Source organism: Streptomyces sp. NPDC002602, assembly GCF_042889445.1.
In the GTDB taxonomy this organism is placed as follows: domain Bacteria; phylum Actinomycetota; class Actinomycetes; order Streptomycetales; family Streptomycetaceae; genus Streptomyces.
Map to the genome: position 1 here is coordinate 193,625 of NZ_JBIAQX010000007.1, position 19,773 is coordinate 213,397.

The 19,773-nt window shown below is 71.2% G+C and carries 14 protein-coding genes; 5 read left to right on the plus strand and 9 right to left on the minus strand.

Annotated features, from left to right (window positions below; translation table 11 throughout):
• Positions 1–9: 9 nt before the first annotated feature.
• Positions 10–711: a nitroreductase family protein gene (locus ACFYW3_RS21025; RefSeq protein WP_351750509.1), complete on the plus strand. Its 702-nt coding sequence runs from the start codon at positions 10–12 to the stop codon at positions 709–711.
• Between the two features lie 81 nt (positions 712–792).
• Here the strand turns inward: ACFYW3_RS21025 and pruA are convergent, their stop codons facing one another.
• Together pruA and ACFYW3_RS21035 are read right to left on the minus strand one after the other, a co-directional pair.
• Positions 793–2,424, minus strand: a complete 1,632-nt coding sequence (pruA, locus tag ACFYW3_RS21030; RefSeq protein WP_351750511.1) for an L-glutamate gamma-semialdehyde dehydrogenase — start codon at positions 2,422–2,424, stop codon at positions 793–795.
• 44 nt (positions 2,425–2,468) lie between these two features.
• On the minus strand, positions 2,469–3,395 hold the full coding sequence (locus ACFYW3_RS21035) for a proline dehydrogenase family protein (RefSeq protein ID WP_389386967.1): 927 nt from the start codon (positions 3,393–3,395) through the stop codon (positions 2,469–2,471).
• A gap of 198 nt (positions 3,396–3,593) precedes the next feature.
• On the opposite strand from ACFYW3_RS21035, the gene ACFYW3_RS21040 reads away from it, so the two are divergent.
• Positions 3,594–5,000, plus strand: coding sequence for a PucR family transcriptional regulator (locus ACFYW3_RS21040; protein WP_389386968.1), 1,407 nt, complete (start codon positions 3,594–3,596; stop codon positions 4,998–5,000).
• 26 nt (positions 5,001–5,026) lie between these two features.
• Here the strand turns inward: ACFYW3_RS21040 and ACFYW3_RS21045 are convergent, their stop codons facing one another.
• On the minus strand, positions 5,027–5,683 hold the full coding sequence (locus ACFYW3_RS21045; RefSeq protein WP_389386969.1) for a TetR/AcrR family transcriptional regulator: 657 nt from the start codon (positions 5,681–5,683) through the stop codon (positions 5,027–5,029).
• An 89-nt stretch (positions 5,684–5,772) separates the two neighbouring features.
• Between ACFYW3_RS21045 and ACFYW3_RS21050 the strand changes: the two genes are divergently transcribed.
• Entirely contained in the window at positions 5,773–7,326 is a 1,554-nt protein-coding gene (locus ACFYW3_RS21050) for an MFS transporter (protein ID WP_389386970.1), read from the plus strand.
• 71 nt (positions 7,327–7,397) lie between these two features.
• On the opposite strand, the gene serA is transcribed toward ACFYW3_RS21050, so the two are convergent.
• The 6 genes from serA to ACFYW3_RS21080 all read right to left on the minus strand — a co-directional run bounded on the left by serA (position 7,398) and on the right by ACFYW3_RS21080 (position 17,199).
• Complete coding sequence (serA, locus tag ACFYW3_RS21055) at positions 7,398–8,987, minus strand: phosphoglycerate dehydrogenase (protein WP_351750519.1); 1,590 nt, start codon at positions 8,985–8,987, stop codon at positions 7,398–7,400.
• A 291-nt stretch (positions 8,988–9,278) separates the two neighbouring features.
• Positions 9,279–10,280, minus strand: coding sequence for a ketol-acid reductoisomerase (ilvC, locus tag ACFYW3_RS21060; RefSeq protein ID WP_053677673.1), 1,002 nt, complete (start codon positions 10,278–10,280; stop codon positions 9,279–9,281).
• A gap of 149 nt (positions 10,281–10,429) precedes the next feature.
• Positions 10,430–10,954 (minus strand): acetolactate synthase small subunit, encoded by a 525-nt coding sequence (gene ilvN / locus ACFYW3_RS21065; RefSeq protein WP_351750521.1) that lies wholly within the window; start codon positions 10,952–10,954, stop codon positions 10,430–10,432.
• A gap of 32 nt (positions 10,955–10,986) precedes the next feature.
• Positions 10,987–12,873, minus strand: a complete 1,887-nt coding sequence (locus ACFYW3_RS21070) for an acetolactate synthase large subunit (RefSeq protein ID WP_351750523.1) — start codon at positions 12,871–12,873, stop codon at positions 10,987–10,989.
• A 228-nt stretch (positions 12,874–13,101) separates the two neighbouring features.
• A complete protein-coding gene (locus ACFYW3_RS21075) occupies positions 13,102–16,014 on the minus strand; it encodes a putative bifunctional diguanylate cyclase/phosphodiesterase (protein ID WP_389387010.1) in 2,913 nt (970 codons plus the stop codon).
• Between the two features lie 237 nt (positions 16,015–16,251).
• A complete protein-coding gene (locus tag ACFYW3_RS21080; protein WP_389386971.1) occupies positions 16,252–17,199 on the minus strand; it encodes a 2-hydroxyacid dehydrogenase in 948 nt (315 codons plus the stop codon).
• Between the two features lie 73 nt (positions 17,200–17,272).
• Here ACFYW3_RS21080 and ACFYW3_RS21085 point away from each other — a divergent pair, with 73 nt between their 5' ends.
• Together ACFYW3_RS21085 and ACFYW3_RS21090 are read left to right on the plus strand one after the other, a co-directional pair.
• Positions 17,273–18,280, plus strand: coding sequence for an aldo/keto reductase (locus ACFYW3_RS21085; protein ID WP_351750527.1), 1,008 nt, complete (start codon positions 17,273–17,275; stop codon positions 18,278–18,280).
• Between the two features lie 315 nt (positions 18,281–18,595).
• Positions 18,596–19,753, plus strand: a complete 1,158-nt coding sequence (locus ACFYW3_RS21090; protein WP_389387011.1) for a PQQ-dependent sugar dehydrogenase — start codon at positions 18,596–18,598, stop codon at positions 19,751–19,753.
• Positions 19,754–19,773: the final 20 nt, after the last annotated feature.

The following is a 19,773-nucleotide window of genomic DNA, read 5'->3' on the forward strand; positions in this document are numbered from 1 at the left end:
GATCTGCCCATGTCGCCTGAGACCCAGCAGTGGACCCCCACCCATGGCCGTCCCTACCGGCCCGTCCCGTACCGACCCGCGCGCATGCCTGGCCCCGAATCCCTCGTGCGCGCGGCCGAGTTGCGGGCGCGGATGGACGAGCGGCGCACCGTCCGTCACTTCTCCCCCGACCCGGTGCCCGAGCAGGTCGTCCGGGACGCCGTCGCCTGCGCCGCGACGGCCCCGTCCGGGGCGCACCAGCAACCCTGGACGTTCGTCCTGGTCAAGGACCCCGGGATCCGTCAGCAGATCCGCGCCGCCGCCGAGCAGGAGGAACAGATCTCCTACGACGGCCGGCTCGGCGACGAATGGCTCGCCGCGCTGCGTCCCCTCGGCACCGACGCGGTCAAGACCCACCTGACCGACGCTCCGGCCCTGATCGTGGTCTTCCAGCAGCGGTACTGGCTGGGGCCCGACGGTACGAAGCGCAAGCACTACTACGTGGACGAGTCGGTCGGGATCGCCGTCGGCATGCTGCTGTCCGCCCTCCACCTGAGCGGGCTCGCCGCGCTGATCCACACGCCGAGCCCGATGCGGTTCCTGAGCCACGTCCTGAACCGCCCGGAGAACGAGAAGGCCTTCGCGGTCATCCCCGTCGGCTACCCCGCCGACGACTGCGAGGTTCCCGACCTGCGGCGCAAGTCCCTGGACCAGGTCATCGTCGAGGTCTGAGACCCGTCCCGGAACCTGGACCGCCCCCGCTCCGGACTTGGGGGTACCGGAGCGGGGGCGGGGTTCGGCAGGGCGGGGTGGTCAGCCCATGTGCGGGTACGCGTAGTCGGTCGGCGGGACCAGGGTCTCCTTGATGGAGCGGGTCGAGGTCCAGCGCAGCAGGTTGGAGGCCGCGCCCGCCTTGTCGTTCGTACCGGACGCGCGGCCGCCACCGAAGGGCTGCTGGCCGACGACGGCGCCGGTGGACTTGTCGTTGATGTAGAAGTTGCCCGCGGCGAAGCGGAGCTTCTCCATCGCGTCGGCCGCCGCGTAGCGGTCCTGGGCGATGACGGCGCCGGTCAGCGCGTACGCGGACACCGACTCCATCTGCTCCAGCATCGCGTCGAAGTTCGCGTCCTCGTAGACGTGCACGGCGAGGATCGGGCCGAAGTACTCGGTCGTGAAGACCTCGTTCTCCGGGTCGGTGCAGGCGATGACGGTCGGGCGGACGAAGTAGCCCTCCGAGTCGTCGTAGCTGCCACCGGCGACGATCGTGCAGGTCGGGTCGGCCTTGGCGCGGTCGATCGCGGCCTTGTTCTTCGCGAACGAGCGCTCGTCGATGACGGCGCCGATGAAGTTCGTCAGGTCGCGGACGTCACCCATGGTGATGCCGTCGACCTCGGCCGCGAAGGCCTCCTTGAAGCCGTCGTTCCAGATCGACGCCGGGACGTAGGCGCGCGAGGAGGCCGAGCACTTCTGGCCCTGAAACTCGAAGGAGCCGCGGGTCAGGGCGGTCTTCAGGATGTCGCGGTCCGCGGACGGGTGGGCGACGACGAAGTCCTTGCCACCGGTCTCGCCGACCAGGCGCGGGTAGGACTTGTACTTCTCGATGTTGTTGCCGACGGTCTTCCACAGGTGCTGGAAGGTCTTGGTCGAGCCGGTGAAGTGGATGCCGGCCAGCTCGGGGTGGTTCAGGGCCACCTCGGAGACGGCGATGCCGTCGCCGGTCACCAGGTTGATGACGCCCTTGGGCAGACCGGCCGCCTCCAGGACCTCCATCAGCAGGACCGCGGAGTGGGTCTGCGTCGGGGACGGCTTCCACACGACCACGTTGCCCATCAGGGCCGGGGCGGTCGGCAGGTTGCCGGCGATGGCCGTGAAGTTGAACGGCGTGATCGCGTAGACGAAGCCCTCCAGCGGGCGGTGGTCGCTGCGGTTCCACACGCCGGCGCTGTTCGCGGCGGGCTGCTCGGCCAGGATCTGGCGGGCGAAGTGGACGTTGAAGCGCCAGAAGTCGACGAGCTCGCAGGGGGTGTCGATCTCCGCCTGCTGGGCGGTCTTCGACTGGCCCAGCATGGTCGAGGCGGCCAGCTTCTCGCGCCACGGGCCGGCGAGCAGCTCGGCGGCGCGCAGGATGATCGCGGCGCGGTCGTCGAAGTCCATCGCGCGCCAGGCCGGGGCGGCGGCCAGAGCGGCATCGACGGCGGCCTGGGCGTCGGCCTCGGTGGCGTTCGCGTAGGTGCCGATGACCGACTTGTGGTCGTGCGGCTGGACGACGTCGAAGCGCTCGCCGCCACCCATCCGCTTGACGCCGTCGATCGTCATGGGGAGGTCGATCGGGTTCTCGGACAGCTGCTTGAGCTGGATTTCGAGACGTGCGCGCTCCGGGCTGCCGGGGGCGTACGAGTGGACCGGCTCGTTGACCGGCGCGGGGACCTGGGTCACAGCATCCATGGGTCTGGCAACTCCTTGAGCTAGTTCTGAACCTGGTTCTGGACCTAGTTCTTGGTGATCATCGAGCGGAGGAAGAAGAGCAGGTTGGCCGGCTTCTCCGCGAGGCGGCGCATGAAGTAGCCGTACCAGTCGGTCCCGTACGCGGTGTAGACGCGCATCCGGTGTCCCTCGGCCGCGAGCCGCAGGTGCTCGTCGCTGCGGATCCCGTACAGCATCTGGAACTCGTACTCGTCGGGCTTGCGGCCGGCCTTGCGGGCCATTTCCTGGGCGATGGCGATCAGGCGCGGGTCGTGGGACCCGATCATCGGGTACCCCTCGCCCTCCATCAGGATGCGCATGACGCGGACGTACGCCTTGTCGATCTCGGCCTTGTCCTGGTACGCGACCTCGGCGGGCTCCTTGTAGGCGCCCTTCACGATCCGGACGCGGCTGCCGGCGTCGGCGAGCCGGCGGGCGTCGGCCTCGGTGCGGAAGAGGTAGGCCTGGATCACGCAGCCGGTCTGCGGGAAGTCCCGGCGCAGTTCCTCGTGGATCGCGAACATCGAGTCGAGGGTGGTGTGGTCCTCGGCGTCCAGGGTGACGGTGGTGCCGATGGCCGCGGCGGCCTCGACGACCGGGCGCACGTTGGCGAGGGCCAGCTCGTGGCCGCCTTCGAGGGCCTGGCCGAACATCGAGAGCTTGACCGACATCTCGACGGTCTCGCCCATGCCCAGCTCGGCCAGCCGCTCGATCAGTTCGAGGTAGGCGTCGCGCGCGGCGTGGGACTGCTCCACGGCGGTGATGTCCTCGCCGACCACGTCGAGGGTGACTTCGAGACCCTTGCGCGTGAGGTCCTCGACGATCGGGATGACCTGGCCGACCGTCTCACCGGGGATGAACCGGTTCACCACGGGCTTGGTCACCGGGGCGGCGGAGACGATTCGGCGCAGTTTGTCGCTGCGGGAAGCGGCGAGGATCGCGGGACCCAGCACGGGGCACCTCCAACGGGTGGCAGAAGCAGATTCACGATCTCGCGCCGGCATGGCGTGGACGTAAGAGAAACGCATGTAAAACCACCGTGAAACCTAAGGATCTCCACGATCCTCTGCCATCGACAGCTGTCACGCATCCGTTGCCGCCATCTCATACATCTGTCTGAAGAACCGTTCCGCGGGTGGGAGAATGGCCGGGTGAAGGGCGATTACCAGGACCTGGTGGACGAGATCTCGGCGCTGCTCGGTGCCCCGGCGACCCTGGAGAACCGGGACTTCCGCCTCATCGCGTTCGGCGCGCACGACGGCGACGACGACGCGGCCATGGACCCGGTCCGCACCCGCTCGATCCTGACCAGGCAGTCCACGGCCGCCGTCCGGTCCTGGTTCGAGGGCTTCGGCATCGCCCGCGCCACCGGTCCGGTACGCATCCCGGCCGCTCCGGAAGCCGGGGTCGTCCGGGGTCGGCTCTGCCTGCCGGTGCGCTACCGGGGGATCGTGCAGGGGTACGTGTGGCTCCTCGACCCGGAGTCCGGACCCGACGCGGGGCCCGGTCCGGCGGCGCTCACCGCCGCCATGGAGGTCGCCGAGCGCATGGGGGTGCTGCTCGCCGAGGAGGCCAAGGCCGGGGCGGACCTGTCGCGGGAGTTCCGCGCGGCGCTCACGGCCGAGCGCGGCTGGCAGCGGGACATGGCGCTGACCGCGCTGCGCACGGCTCTGGGGGCCGACGGCGACGGGCTCCACGCGGTGGTGTGCGTGACCCCGTGGGCCGGGGAGGTGCCGGGTTCGGTACCGGGCGCGGCGGCGGTGTGCGTGGTGCCGTGGCCGTGGCCGGGCGGCGCGAACGGGGCGGGCGGGTCGGACCGCGCCGGGGTGATCCGCGCCGGGTCCGAGCGGGCCGCGTCGGGTCGGGGCGCGTCGGGGCGGGCCACGCCGGCGGGACGCGCCGTGTCGGCCGGGCGCACCGTGTCGGGGCGGGCCGCCGATCATCCGGTGGGCCGCCCCGACACCCGACCGGGTGAGCGCTCCGCCACCGGGCCCCGCGGGTCGGACGGGGTCGACGGTGACCCGGGTCCCGGTCAGGCGGCCCTGGCGGTGCTGGTCAGGCTCCGCTCGGCGGACTCCGTCGCCCCGGTGGAGGCGCTGGCCTCACGGCTGCTCCCCCGCCCCGCGACGCCGGCGGGACCCGTCGCCGCGACCGCGGGCATCGCCGAGCCCCGGCGCGGGCTGACCACGCTCGGCGACGCGTGGGCCGAGGCCGCGGCGGCCGCCCGGGCGGCGTCCGCGCAGCCCCGGCTCGGGCAGGTCGCACGGTGGTCGGCCATCGGACCGTACCGACTGTTGGCCTCGTTGGCCGCGGGACGGGCGCAAGACCCCTCCACCCGGGTGCTGTTGGAGGCGACGCACCGGGAACTGGCCCGTACCGCCGAGGTGTTCCTGGACTGCGCCGGGCAGGCGGGCCGGGCGGCGGCGGCCCTGGGGATCCACCGCCAGACGCTGTACTACCGGTTGGGCCGGGTGGAGCAACTGACCGGCCTCGACCTGGACGAGGGCGAGGACCGGCTCTTGCTGCACATGTCCCTCAAGGCCGCCCGCCTCGACTGATCCCCGCGCGGGGCGGGGGGCGCGACTCAGGCGGTGGGCTCTGCGACCGAGGCGTGGACCGAGCCCTCCCCCGGCGTCCCGTCGGCCGCCTTCCCGGGCGCTCCCGCCCCCGCCCCCTTCGCCATGAGCTCCGCCGCCCGCCGCATCCCCTCGGTCAACTCGGCCGGGGTGCCGGCGCTCCCTGCGTCGAAGAGCCACTGGATCATGAACCCGTTGAGCAGCGCCTGGTAGAAGGTGCCCAGCGTGCGCAGGTCCCCCTCCTCCAGCCGGTCCTCCGGTACGCCGGTGAACATCGAGACCAGTCCCCGGCGCCCCTCGTCCTGCGAGGCGGCGAGCAGTCGGCGCAGCTCCGGGAGCCCGTCACGGGTCAGTGCGACCTCCAGGCTCGCGGACCAGATCGGGCCCGACTCCTCGTGGCCGGCGTGCACGCCCTCCCACACCGCACGGAAGCGTTCGAGCGAGCCGCCCTCCCCCGTGAGGCCGCCGGTGAACGCGTCGCCCCAGTCGGAGATCAGCTCGATGAACGCCTGGGTGAGCAGGGCGTCCTTCGAGCCGTAGTGGTAGCCGATGGAGGCCAGGTTGGCGCCGGAGGCCTTGACGATGTCACGCGCGGTGGTGCGCACGAACCCCTTCTCGACCAGGCATTCCTTGGCGCCCCGGAGCAGATCTTCGCGATGTCCCATGCCGACACGGTAGCAAGACAACTGTCCTAGACGGAAGTTCCATACATCCGTACTAGACAAGCGTTTATGACGCTTGTACATTCCTGCTCATGACGAACCCCGCTGCCTCAGCGCGCCTCGCCGGCCGCCGCGAATGGACCGCCTTCACCGTCCTGTTGCTGCCGCTGCTCCTGGTCTCGATGGACGTCTCCGTCCTCTACTTCGCCATCCCCGCCATCACCCGGGAGCTGGACCCGAGCGCCACCCAGCAGCTCTGGATCTTCGACAGCTACGCCTTCGCCCTCTCCGGGCTGCTGATCACGATGGGTTCGCTCGGAGACCGCATCGGTCGCCGCAAACTGCTGCTGATCGGCGCGAGCGCCTTCGGCCTCGCCTCCGTCGGCGCCGCCTACGCGACCAGCGCCGAGATGCTGATCGCCTGCCGGGTACTGCTCGGCGTCGGCGGTGCGACGCTGATGCCGTCCACCCTGGCCCTCGTACGAAACCTCTTCCAGGACGCCGGGCAGCGCGCCCGGGCCATCGCCATCTGGTCCGGCGCCATGACCGGTGGCATCGCCCTCGGCTCCGTGATGAGCGGTGTGATGCTGAACCACTTCCACTGGGGTTCGGTCTTCCTGATCAACGTCCCCGCGATGCTGCTCCTGCTGGTCCTGGTCCCGGTGCTGGTCCCGGAGTTCAAGGACCCCGCCCCGGGCCGCTTCGACCTGCCGAGCGTCCCGCTGTCGATGGCCGCCGTACTGCCCCTGGTGTACGGCCTCAAGGAGATCGCCGCGGAGGGCCTCGCTCCGCTCCACGCCGCCTGCGTCGCCGTCGGCCTGGCCTTCGGGTACGTGTTCGTGCGCCGCCAGCGGGGCCGCGACGACGCCATGGTCGGCCGAGCCCTCTTCCGCAACCGGGGCTTCGGCGCGGGCATCGGCCTCCAGACCGTCTCCGCCTTCGCCATGACGGGTTCGGCCTACTTCACCACCCAGTACCTCCAATCGGTGCTCGGCATGGGCACCTTGGAGGCCGCGCTGTGGACCCTGGCCCCGTCGGTCGCCATCGGCGCCGCCGCCCCCGTGGCCGCGGCCCTCGCCCGCACGGTGGACCGGTCCCTCGTCATCGCGGGCGGCTTCGTCCTCGGCGCCGCCGGGTTCGCCCTCATCGGCCGGGTCGGCACGGACTCCCTGTGGCTGCTCCTCGTCGGCGCCGGGGTGCTGGCCAGTGGGATCGTCGTCGTCATGTCCCTGGTCTCCGACATCGCGCTCGGCGCCGCCCCCGCCGAGAAGGCCGGCTCGGCCGCCTCGCTGCTGGAGACGGGCGCCGAGTTCGGAGGCGCCCTGGGCATGGCCGTTCTGGGCAGCCTCGGCACCGCGGTCTACCGCTCCGACCTGGTGGGCGCCGAGCCCGCAGTCCGGGAGACCCTGGGCGGCGCGGTCGCCACCGCCGGTTCGCTCGGCGGCGAGGCCGGGCAGCGGGTACTGGACCTGGCGCGGGAGGCGTTCGTGCACGGCATGCAGTACGCGGCCTGGGGCGGAATGGCCCTGCTGCTCGCGGCCGCGGCCCTCACGCCGGTTCTGCTGCGCGGCATCGGCACCACCGCCCCCGCCGAGGCGGAACCGGCGCCGGGGGCGACCGCGGCCCCCGCCCCCGTCGCACGCTGAACGACCCGTACGACACGGAACGCGAAAGGGCCCGGGGATCCCCCCGGGCCCTTCCCGTGCGTGCCGAAGGGTCAGCCGAGGCTGACCGTGCGCGCCGAGACGGCGCCGATCTCGGCGGCGATGTCCGCGAGAACGTTCACCGGGACCTCGGCGTCGACGGTGAGGACGCCGAGCGCCTCGCCACCCTCCTCGGCGCGGGCGACCTGCATGCCCGCGATGTTCAGACCGGCCTCGCCCAGGATGCGGCCGACGGTGCCGACGACGCCCGGGCGGTCGGCGTAGCGCAGGACGACCATCTGCTCGGCGAGTGCCAGGTCCAGGTCGTACGCGCCGATTCCGACGATCTTCTGAAGGTGCTTCGGGCCCGCGAGCGTGCCGGAGACCGAGACCTCCTGACCGTCCGAGAGGGTGCCGCGGACGGTGACCACGTTGCGGTGGTCCGGGGACTCCGAGCTGGTGGTCAGACGGACCTCGACACCGCGTTCCTGCGCGAACAGCGGGGCGTTGACGTAGGAGACCGTCTCGTCGACGACGTCCTCGAAGACACCCTTGAGCGCGGAGAGCTCCAGCACCTTGACGTCGTGCTGGGTGATCTCGCCGCAGACCTCGACGTCGAGACGGACCGCGACCTCGCCCGCGAGGGCGGTGAAGATGCGACCGAGCTTCTCGGCGAGCGGCAGGCCCGGACGCACGTCCTCGGCGATGACGCCGCCCTGGACGTTGACCGCGTCCGGCACCAGTTCACCGGCGAGCGCGAGGCGCACCGACTTGGCGACCGAGACACCGGCCTTCTCCTGGGCCTCGTCCGTGGACGCGCCGAGGTGCGGCGTGCAGACGACCTGGTCGAGCTCGAAGAGCGGGGAGTCCGTGCAGGGCTCCTTCGCGTACACGTCGAGGCCGGCGCCGGCGACCCGGCCCTCCTTGATAGCCGTGTACAGCGCGGCCTCGTCCACGATCCCGCCGCGCGCGGCGTTGACGATGCGGACGGACGGCTTCACCTTGTGCAGTGCCTCGTCCCCGATGAGACCGAGGGTCTCGGGGGTCTTCGGCAGGTGCACGGTGATGAAGTCCGCGACCTCCAGCAGCTCGTCCAGCGTCAGCATCTTGACGCCCATCTGGGCGGCGCGCGCCGGCTGGACGTAGGGGTCGTACGCGACGACCTTCATGCCGAAGGCCGACATGCGCTGGGCCACCAGGACGCCGATGCGGCCGAGGCCCACGACACCGAGGGTCTTCTCGCTGAGCTCGACACCCGTGTACTTGTTCCGCTTCCACTCGCCGTTCTTCAGGGCGGTGTTGGCCTGCGGGATGTTGCGGGCCGTGGCGACGAGCAGGCCACAGGCCAGCTCGGCGGCGGTGACGATGTTGGAGGTCGGCGCGTTGACGACCATCACGCCGGCCTTGGTGGCGGCGGAGACGTCGACGTTGTCGAGGCCGACACCCGCGCGGGCGACCACCCTGAGCTTCTTGGCGGCGGCGATGGCCTCGGCGTCCACCTTGGTGGCGGAGCGGACCAGGATCGCGTCGACGTCGACGATCGCGGGCAGCAGCTCCGCGCGGTCGGCTCCGTTGACGTGCCGGATCTCGAAGTCCGGACCGAGCGCGTCCACCGTGGCGGGCGACAGCTCTTCGGCGATGAGTACGACAGGTTTCGAGCTCACGTGGGTCATCCTCACAAGTCCAGTGCGGACGGCCGTCCCGACGGCCGCAGGCGGTGGAGGGGGTAGCCGCGTGGAAGACGCACGACACTGTGGGCCTGACGCGTTGTGTTGAGCAGTGTAGTGGCGTATCCGCGGCGGGTTTCCGCCTGTACGGAAGGATCACTCTTCCGTGATTGGCCGGGGTGGCCAATCCGCGCGGTCGAAGGCCACTGTTCCGGCGGGCCGGACGGCCTCCAGGGGCGCGTGCGCGGCGGGGCCGGGACGCGTCGTCCCGGCCCCGCCGCGGCGAGATCAGCTCTCGTCGTTGTCGACCCAGCTCATCAGCTTGCGCAGCTTCTTGCCGGTGGTCTCCAGCAGGTGGGCCTCGTCGGCCTTCTTGTACTCGTTGTACTTCGGCAGACCGGCCTTGTACTCGGCCATCCAGGTGTTGGCGAACTCGCCGCTCTGGATCTCCGCGAGGACCTTCTTCATCTCGGCCTTGGTGGCGTCCGTGATGATGCGGGGGCCGGTGATGTAGTCGCCCCACTCGGCGGTCTCGGAGACCGACCAGCGCATCTTCTCCAGGCCACCCTCGTACATGAGGTCCACGATGAGCTTCAGCTCGTGCAGGCACTCGAAGTACGCGATCTCCGGCTGGTAGCCGGCCTCGGTCAGGGTCTCGAAACCGGCCTTGACCAGCGCGGAGGCGCCACCGCAGAGGACGGCCTGCTCACCGAACAGGTCGGTCTCGGTCTCCTCGGTGAAGGTGGTCTTGATGACGCCGGCGCGGGTGCCGCCGATGCCGGCCGCGTAGGAGAGCGCGAGGGCGAAGGCGTTGCCGCTGTGGTCCTGCTCGACGGCGGCGATGCAGGGCACGCCGCGGCCTTCCTCGTACTGGCGGCGGACCAGGTGGCCCGGGCCCTTCGGGGCGACCAGGGCGACGTCCACGTTGGCCGGGGGCTTGATGAAGCCGTAGCGGACGTTGAAGCCGTGACCGAAGAAGAGCGCGTCGCCGTCCTGGAGGTGGTCCTTGATGGACTCCTCGTAGATCTCGGCCTGGAGCGGGTCCGGGGTCAGGATCATGATGACGTTGGCCCACTCGGCGGCCTCGGACACCGAGACGACCTTCAGGCCCTGCTCCTCGGCCTTGGCCTTGGACTTGGAGCCCTCCTTCAGGCCGACGACGACGTCGACGCCGGAGTCACGGAGCGACAGCGCGTGGGCGTGGCCCTGGCTGCCGTAGCCGATGACCGCGACCTTGCGGCCCGCGATGATGGACAGGTCGGCGTCGTTCTCGTAGAACAGCTCGGCCACTGGGATATCTCCTTGGTGCGCGTGTGTTGCTCCCACCGTACGGCGGGGAACGGAATGTGAGTTTCTCGGTCTCGCCATGCGGGCGGTCCGCAGACGCGCGGCGGGCCGCCCACGGGGGCGAACGGTCGAACGACCGGTGGAGCGGTCGCTCAGGCGCTGCGGTCGAGCGCGCGCAGGCTGCGGTCCGTGATGGACCGTCCGCCACGCCCTATGGCGATCGTGCCGGACTGGACGAGTTCCTTGATGCCGAAGGGCTCCAGCATCTTCAGCATCGCGCCGAGCTTGTCGGTGCCGCCGGTGGCCTCGATGGTGACGGCCTCCGGGGAGACGTCGACCGTCTTGGCGCGGAACAGTTGGACGATCTCGACGATCTGCGAGCGGGTCTCGTTGTCGGCGCGGACCTTCACCAGAACGAGTTCACGCTCGATGGCGCTGTGCTGCTCCAGCTCGACGATCTTGAGCACGTTGACCAGCTTGTTGAGCTGCTTGGTCACCTGCTCCAGCGGGAGGTCCTCGACGTTCACGACGATGGTGATGCGCGAGATGTCGGGGTGCTCGGTGACACCGACCGCGAGGGAGTCGATGTTGAAGCCGCGGCGGGAGAACAGGGCGGCGATCCGGGCGAGGATGCCGGGCGTGTTCTCGACCAGGACGGAGAGCGTGTGCTTGGACATGTGAGTCGTTCTCTCTCTCAGGCTCTCTCGGCTCAGTCGTCTTCGTTGTCGCCGAAGTCGGGACGGACGCCCCTGGCGGCCATGACCTCGTCGTTGGAGGTGCCGGCGGCGACCATCGGCCACACCATGGCGTCCTCGTGGACGATGAAGTCGACGACCACCGGACGGTCGTTGATCGCGTTGGCCTCGGCGATGACCCGGTCCAGGTCGGCGGGGTCCTCGCAGCGCAGTGCGACGCAGCCCATGGCCTCGGACAGTTTCACGAAGTCCGGGACGCGGGTGCCCTTGCGGGGGGCGTTGGACTCGCCGAGCTGGGAGCCCACGGTGGCGTGGCCGGTCTCGTCGGCGTGCAGGACCGTGTTGGAGTACCGCTGGTTGTAGAACAGGGTCTGCCACTGGCGGACCATGCCCAGCGCACCGTTGTTGATGATCGCGACCTTGATCGGGATGTTGTTCAGCGCGCAGGTGACCAGTTCCTGATTGGTCATCTGGAAGCAGCCGTCGCCGTCGATCGCCCAGACCGTGCGGTCCGGCATGCCGACCTTGGCGCCCATGGCGGCCGGGACCGCGTAGCCCATGGTTCCGGCGCCGCCGGAGTTCAGCCAGGTGCGGGGCTCCTCGTAGTCGACGAAGTGCGAGGCCCACATCTGGTGTTGGCCGACGCCGGCCGCGTAGATGGTGTGCTCCGGGGCGAGCGCGCCGATCCGCTGGATGACCTGCTGCGGCGAGAGGCTGCCGTCCGCGGGCAGGTCGTAGCCCAGCGGGTACGTCTCGCGCCAGCGGCTGAGGTCCTTCCACCAGGCGGTGTAGTCGCCCGCGTTGCCCTCGGTGTGCTCGGCCTGGACCGCCTGGATCAGGTCGGCGATGACCTCGCGGGCGTCACCGACGATCGGGACGTCGACCTCGCGGTTCTTGCCGATCTCGGCCGGGTCGATGTCCGCGTGGATGATCTTGGCGAACGGGGCGAAGCTGTCCAGCTTGCCGGTGACGCGGTCGTCGAAGCGGGTGCCGAGCGCGATCAGCAGGTCCGACTTCTGCAGCGAGGTGACACCGGTGACCGAACCGTGCATGCCGGGCATGCCGACGTGCAGCGGGTGGCTGTCGGGGAAGGAGCCGAGCGCCATCAGGGTGGTACAGACGGGGACGCCGGTCAGTTCCGCGAGGACCTTCAGTTCGGCGGTGGCGCCGGACTTCATGACACCGCCACCGACGTACAGGACCGGGCGCTTGGCCGCGCAGATGAGCTTGGCGGCTTCCCGGATCTGCTTGGCGTGCGGCTTGGTGACGGGTCGGTAGCCCGGCAGGTCGTGGGTCGGCGGCCACGAGAAGGTGGTCTTCGACTGGAGGGCGTCCTTGGCGATGTCGACCAGGACCGGACCGGGGCGGCCGGTGGAGGCGATGTGGAACGCCTCGGCGATCGTCCGCGGGATGTCCTCGGCCCGCGTGACCAGGAAGTTGTGCTTCGTGATCGGCATGGTGATGCCGACGATGTCCGCCTCCTGGAAGGCGTCGGTGCCGATCGCCTTGGAGGAGACCTGGCCGGTGATCGCGACGAGCGGCACGGAGTCCATGTGCGCGTCGGCGATCGGGGTGACCAGGTTGGTGGCGCCCGGGCCCGAGGTGGCCATGCAGACGCCGACCTTCCCGGTGGCCTGCGCGTAGCCGGTCGCGGCGTGGCCGGCGCCCTGCTCGTGGCGGACCAGGATGTGACGGACGCTCTTGCTGTCCATCATCGGGTCGTAGGCCGGAAGGATGGCGCCGCCCGGGATCCCGAACACGGTGTCGCACCCCACCTCTTCGAGAGAGCGGATGAGGGACTGCGCACCCGTGACGTGCTCAACTGCGGCGGACTGGTGTCCACCCGTACGGGGCCGCGGCTGCGGATGGTGGGCCCCGGTGGCCTGCTCGGTCATCGGCATTCTCTTCTCGAAGCTGAGGGTTTTACGAGGAGCGGGGATCCTTCGGAGCAAGGTCCGAAGGCGTGTGCCAGTGCAACAAAAAACCCCTCGTGCCGGGAGGCAAGCGAGGGGAGCGCGTCGGGTGTGTGGAGCGGGGACATGCAGGTCCCAACTTCAGCCGACGCGCTTTCCAAGTACGAGAATTCGGGTGCGCATGGCACTGACCCTCCCTCCGGCGGGAGGTGGATGTCAAGCGGGTGGGACGGGCGTCTCATTATTTGAGCCTCTACGGATGACCATCAAGCCACTGGACGAGCCTCCGGCCAAGGCCGGCTGGGCCACACCGCCCGGTACTGGGAACGTACCGCGCACGAGGGCGCGTCGCAGCCTGTATTCGTCGAGTGGTCCGGAGAAGGCCATTCCTTGACCATGGGTGCACCCCATCGCCCGAAGGGCCGACACCTGCTCGGGCAGGTCCACGCCGTCGGCCACCGACTGCATTCCCAGGTCGTTTGCGATCCGCAACAAACCTGCGGTGATCTTGTGCAGGCGCGCGGATTCCGCCAGGCCCTCGACCAGGCCCCGATCCAGTTTCAGCATGTCCACGGGGAGGCGCCGGAGGGCGCTGATGGCCGCGTAACCGCTGCCGAAGCCATCGAGGGCGATCAGGACGCCCAGCCTCCGCAAGGCCGTCAGGCGCCGCTCCAGCTCGTCGAAGGGCACTCTGGGGTCGCTGTCCGCCAACTCGATCACCAGCGCGCCGGAGGGCAGCCCGTGTCGGGTCAGCAGGGCGTCCAGGGAGGCGAGCGGCACGGAGCGGTCCAGCAGCCGCTGGGCGGTGATCCGGACCGCCACCGGCACGTGATGGCCGGCCCGGTGCCGCTCGGCGGCCTGCTCCACGGCCTCCTCCAGCAACCAGCGCCCCAGCTCGGCGGTGCGCGAGGCGTCCGGAGCGATGCCGTGGGCGCCCTCGCTGTACTCGGCCACCCGCAGGAACTCGGCCGGCGTGAAGAGGATCCCCTGCGCCGAGCGCCAACGGGCCTGCGCGGCGACGGCCGTGACCTCCCCGGTCGCCAGCGAGACCACGGGCTGGTGCAGCAGGGCGAACTCGCCCTCGTGGAGCGCGGTGCGCAGCCGCCCCGCGAGCTCGGCCTTGCGCACGACCTCGGCCTGCATCTGCGGCGCGTACAGCTCGACGCGGTTCTTGCCGCCCGCCTTGGCCCGGTACATCGCGAGGTCCGCGTTGCGCATCAGGTCCGAAGGGGTGATGCCGGGGTCCGCGAAGGCCACGCCGATGCTCGCGGCGACCCTGACCTCGCTGCCCCCGATCCGGTACGGCTGGGAGAGCGTGGTGCGCAGCCGGTCGGCGATCTCGTGCGCCTGGTACTCGCGGGCGCCGCGGTCGCGGCTGCCGTCGCCCATGATCAGCGCGGCGAACTCGTCGCCGCCGAGCCGGGCCGCGGTGTCCCCGGCCCGTACCGAGTCCTGGAGTCTGCGGGCGGCCTCGACGAGCAGCTCGTCGCCGGCCTGGTGACCGATGGTGTCGTTGACCGCCTTGAAGCCGTCGAGGTCGATGAAGAGCACGGCGGTGCTGTGGTCCCCGGCCCGGCGGCCGGTCAGCGCATGGCGGACCCTGCGGGTGAACAGGGCCCGGTTGGGGAGGTCGGTGAGGGGGTCGTGCTCGGCGCTGTGCTGGAGCTGGGCCTGGAGCCGGACGCGTTCGGTGACGTCACGGCTGTTGAGGATGAGCCCGCCCTGGTGTCGGTTGACGGTGGACTCGACATTGAGCCAATCGCCCTCGCCCGACTCGAACCGGCACTCGATGCGGGTGGTGGGCTCCTCCGAGGGGGGCGCCGCCAGGAAACGGCGCACCTCGTGGACCACGCGGCCGAGGTCGTCGGGGTGGATCAGGGTGGCGAGCTCGGTGCCGACCAGTTCCTCCGCCTCGCGGCCGTAGACGCCTGCGGCGGCGGGACTCACGTAGCGCAGGGTGCCGGTGGGCGCGGCGATCATGATGACGTCGCTGGAGCCCTGGACCAGGGAGCGGAAGTGGTTCTCCTTCTGGGCCAGTTCCTGGGTCAGCGCGATGTTGTCGACGAGCATGATGCCCTGCCGGATGACGAGGGCGAGGACGACCGTACAGCCGGTGAAGACGACCATCCGGTCGACCTTCCGGCCGTCCACGACGTTGTACAGGATGCCGAGGGTGCAGACGGCGGCCGCGAGGTACGGGGTCAGCGCGGGCAGCGAGCCGGAGATCGGACGGCTGTGCGGGCGCTCCGCGCGCGGGGGCCGCACCGCCTGCTCGGCGGACTCGGCCCGGCGGGCACCCCAGGGGGCGTAGGCGAGCAGCAGCGAGCCCGCGAACCAGCCGGCGTCGAGGATCTCACCGGAGCGGTAGGTGGTGTTCAGCAGCGGGGACGTGAAGAGCGCGTCGCTCAGGACGGTCAGGGCGAGGGCCGCGATGGCCGTGTTGACGGCGGAGCGGTTGTTCGCCGAGCGGCGGAAGTGCAGGACCAGCACCATCGAGACGAGCGCGATGTCGAGCAGCGGGTACGCGAGGGACAGTGCGGCTCGGGGGACGCTGCCGGGGGCGCCCGACTGGACGGTGCGCGCGGCGTTGGCGAGGGCCAGGCTCCACGACAGCGTCAGCAGCGATCCGCCGATGAGCCAGGAGTCGAGGCCGAGGCAGACCCAGCCGGCTCGGGTGACGGGGCGCTTCGCGAGGACCAGGAGGCCCACGATGGCGGGTGGTGCGAAGCAGAGGAAGGCGAAGTCGGCGAGCGAGGGCTCCGGGACGTCCTGGCCGAGAACGACCTCGTACCAGCCCCAGACGGCGTTCCCGAGGGCTCCCATCAGGGAGGAGAAGGCGAACATCAGCCAGGCGGGACGTTCGCGCCGGTCGATGGTGCGCGCGTAGTGGAAACAGGAGACGGCGGCGAGCAGTCCCGCCGTGCTGAGTCCGAAGTCGCCCATGATCTTGGCGAGTTCGGTCGATCCCCAGCCGAGGGCGGCTCCGACGGCGTAACCACCGCTGACCACCGCGAGGAGGAGCTGCGCCGCCAGGCCCCTGCCGGCGCCCGCCGTCGGGGGCCGGGTCAGGAGCGCCGCCCTCGGGGGACTCACCGGTCCCCCTCGTCCGCCGGCTTCGGCGCACCCCATCGTCGCCTCCGGCGGCTCTGCCGCGTCGGATCCTTCGTCCATTGGCCGTGCATCGCCCGTCGCCCCCCAAAGTGTCCGATCACTCCCCGGCGCCGGACGTTCCCGGCGCAGCCCCTTGTTCCGGACGATACACCACTTTCGTCACTCAGCGACATAGCTCCTCTACTCTCCGTCACCGCCCGGGAGGTTGTCGACACCGCGCGCACTCGGGTGAATGCGGAGCGTGCTCACATCGGGTCACCCTGTGGTCAACACCGTGTTCTCCAGGGGGTCGCCGGCGGCGAACCGGGAGAGCTGCCGGGCCAGGAGCCGCTTGGCCCGCGGCTCGAACGCCGAAGTGCTGCCGCCCACATGGGGCGTGATCAGGACGTTCGGGGCGTGCCACAGCGGGTGGCCCGAGGGCAGCGGTTCCGGCTCGGTCACGTCGAGCGCCGCCCGCAACCGGCCGGATTCCAGCTCCGCCAGCAGGGCCGCCGTGTCGACGACCGGGCCGCGCGCCACGTTCACGAGCAGGGCGCCGTCCTTCATCCGGCTCAGGAAATCGGCGTCGACCAGGCCCCGGGTGGCATCGGTCAGCGGGGTGGAGAGGATCACCACGTCGGCGTCCGGGAGGAGTCGGGGAAGGTCGGCGAGAGCGTGCACCGGCCCGTGCGCGGTGGTGCGCGCGGAGCGTGCGACCCGTGTGACGCGCGCGCACTCGAAGGGGATCAACCGGTCCTCGATGGCCGCGCCGACCGACCCGTGGCCGACGATCAGGACCGACTTGTCGGCGAGCGCCGGGTAGAACCCGGAGCGCCACTCCTCGCGGTCCTGGCCGCGGACCATGCCGGGAATGCCGCGGAGCGAGGCGAGGATCAGGGTGAGGGTCAGTTCGGCGGTACTGGCCTCGTGCACGCCGCGGGCGTTGCACAGGCGCACGCCGGGCCGCAGTCCGTCGAGGCCTCCGAGCACGTGGTCGATGCCCGCGGTGAGGGTCTGGACGACCTGGAGGACGGGCATCGCCGGCAGCGGTCGCAGGGTGACCGCCGGGGACTTCATGTACGGGGTGACGTAGAAGGCGCAGTCCCCCGGATCCGCGGGGAACGCGTCCTCGCCGTCCCACCGTCGGTACCGGAAGCAGTCGGGAAGGCCTTCGATCTCGTCGGCGGCGAAGGGGAGCCAGACGTCCGGGGTCGTTGCAGTCATGATCACGAGGCTATGCCAAGGGATTCGGATCAAGCCGTTAGTTTGATGGCCGGACCGGGAGGGGGACGCACAGGTGGAGCGCAGGTCGATCGGGTCGGGGCCGCTGCGGGTGGGCGCCATCGGACTCGGCTGCATGCCGATGAGCTGGGCGTACGCGCCCTCGCACCGCCGGGGCGAGGAGTCGATGCGGACCCTGCACACGGCGCTCGACCTCGGCGCGAACCTGCTGGACACGGCCGATGTGTACGGGCCGTTCACCAACGAGCTGGTCCTGGGCCGGGTGCTGCGGGAGCGGCGGTCCGAGGCCTTCGTGTCGGCCAAGGTGGGCCTGCGGGCCGGGGAGCAGCACGTGGTGGCGGACGGTCGGCCCGGATATGTGCGGCGGGCCTGCGACGCCTCGCTGCGGCGGCTGCGGACCGACGTCATAGACCTGTACCAGCTGCACCGGGTGGACCCGGACGTGCCCGTGGAGGAGACCTGGGGCGCCATGGCGGAGCTGGTGGCCGCGGGGAAGGTGCGGGCGCTCGGCTTCTGCGCGTTGGGCGCGGGCGCCGGGCCGGGCGCGGGACGGCGCGGTGACCGGGCGTACCGGTCCACGGTGAGGCTGTTGGAGCGGGCGCAGCAGGTGTTCCCGGTGAGCGCGGTGCAGGCCGAACTGTCCCTGTGGTCGCCGGAGGCGGCGTGGCAGTTGCTGCCGTGGTGCGCGGCGCGGGGGGTGGGGGTGCTGGCGGCGATGCCGCTGGGCAGCGGGTTTCTGACCGGGACGCTGCGGCCGGGCGCCGGCTTCGAGTCGGCGGACGTGCGGGCCCGGCACCCGAGGTTCACGGCGGACGCGATGGCTTCGAACCAGGTGCTGGTGGCGGGGCTGCGGCGGGTGGCCCGGCGGCACGGGCCGGAGGTCACCGCGGCGCAGGTGGCGCTGGCGTGGGTGCTGGCGCAGGGACCGCACGTGGTGCCCGTGCCGGGGGCCGATCGGGCGCACTGGGCGGCGGAGAACGCCCGGGCGGCCGAGGTCCGGCTCACGGCCGGGGACCTGGCCGAGATGGCGGAGTTGCCGGCGGCGGTGGGAGCCTGGGACTGACCCCGGCCGGGGGTCGTGCCCCGCGCGGTCGGCGACCACCGGCACATCCACTCGATCGAGTGTACGAGTGGTGGAACTTCGGGCGGTGCCGCCGATGTTGAGTCGGTGGGAAGGCACGATCGGAGCACCGGAAGGGACAGCGCGATGCGATACGAACCGCGGTACGGACAGGGCGACGGGCGGGGCGACGGGCACTCGGGGGTGCGGGCGGCGGTCGGCTCTGCGCGGCTCGACTCGCGGCGGGACGGTCGGGGGGACGGGCGCACCGCTCCCCCGGCCGCGTATGACGTCGTGCGCGGCCGGCCCCGATCGGTCCTGACGGCGCTGGCACTGGCCGGCTGTGGGGCCCTGCTGGCGGCGGGCTGTTCGCCGCCGGGTGGGGAGGCGGCCCGGCCGGGCGGCTCCCCACCGGGTACGGCGTCACCGGGGGGCGGATCGCCGGGTCCCTCCGGTTCCCCCTCCCCCAGCGGTCCGCCCGCCAAGGGCGCCGTGACGGTGACGGGCGAGGTCGCCAAGGGGCTGGAGTCCCCGTGGGGTGTGGCGGCGCTGCCGGGCGGGGATCTGCTGGTCGCCTCGCGGGACAAGGGGACCATCAGTCGGGTGCGGGCGGACACGGGCGTGGTGACGCCGATCGGCGAGGTCCCCGGGGTGGCCCCGGGCGGCGAGGGCGGGTTGCTGGGTCTGGCGCTCTCCCCCGCCTTCGCCTCGGACCGGCTCGTGTACGTCTACTTCACGACGGAGTCCGACAACAGGATCGCCCGGCTTCGCTATGACGACCAGCGGTCGACCGGGCAGCAGTTGGGGGCACCCGACACGGTGTTCCGGGGCATCCCCAAGGGCCTCGTCCACAACGGGGGCCGGATCGCCTTCGGTCCGGACAAGATGCTGTACGTCGGCACCGGGGAGACCGGCGAGACCGGGCTCGCGCAGGACAGGAAGTCCCTCGGCGGCAAGATCCTGCGGATGACCCCGGACGGGGAGCCGGTGCACGGCAATCCGGAGGCGGACTCGGTCGTCTATTCGTACGGTCACCGCAATGTGCAGGGTCTCACCTGGGACAAGGACAAGCGGCTCTGGGCCGCCGAGTTCGGCCAGAACACGTGGGACGAGCTGAATCTGATCGAGCCCGGTGTGAACTACGGCTGGCCGGAGGCCGAGGGGAAGGTGGGCAGACCCGGCTTCCGCGACCCGGTGGCCGTGTGGAAGACCGACGAGGCGTCGCCGAGCGGCATCGCCTGGGCGCAGGGCTCGATCTGGATGGCGGGGCTGAAGGGCGAACGGTTGTGGCGGATCCCGCTCGCCGGCGCGACGCCGGTGGCCGAACCGGAGGCTTTCCTCCAGGGCCGGTACGGCCGGCTGCGGACCGTGGTGCCCCTGGGCGGAGACGCGTTGCTGCTGGTCACGAGCGAGACGGACAGGCGCGGGTCGCCGGAGACCGGCGACGACAGGATCCTGACGCTGACGGTGCGATGACCGACGAGGCCCCGGCCGGG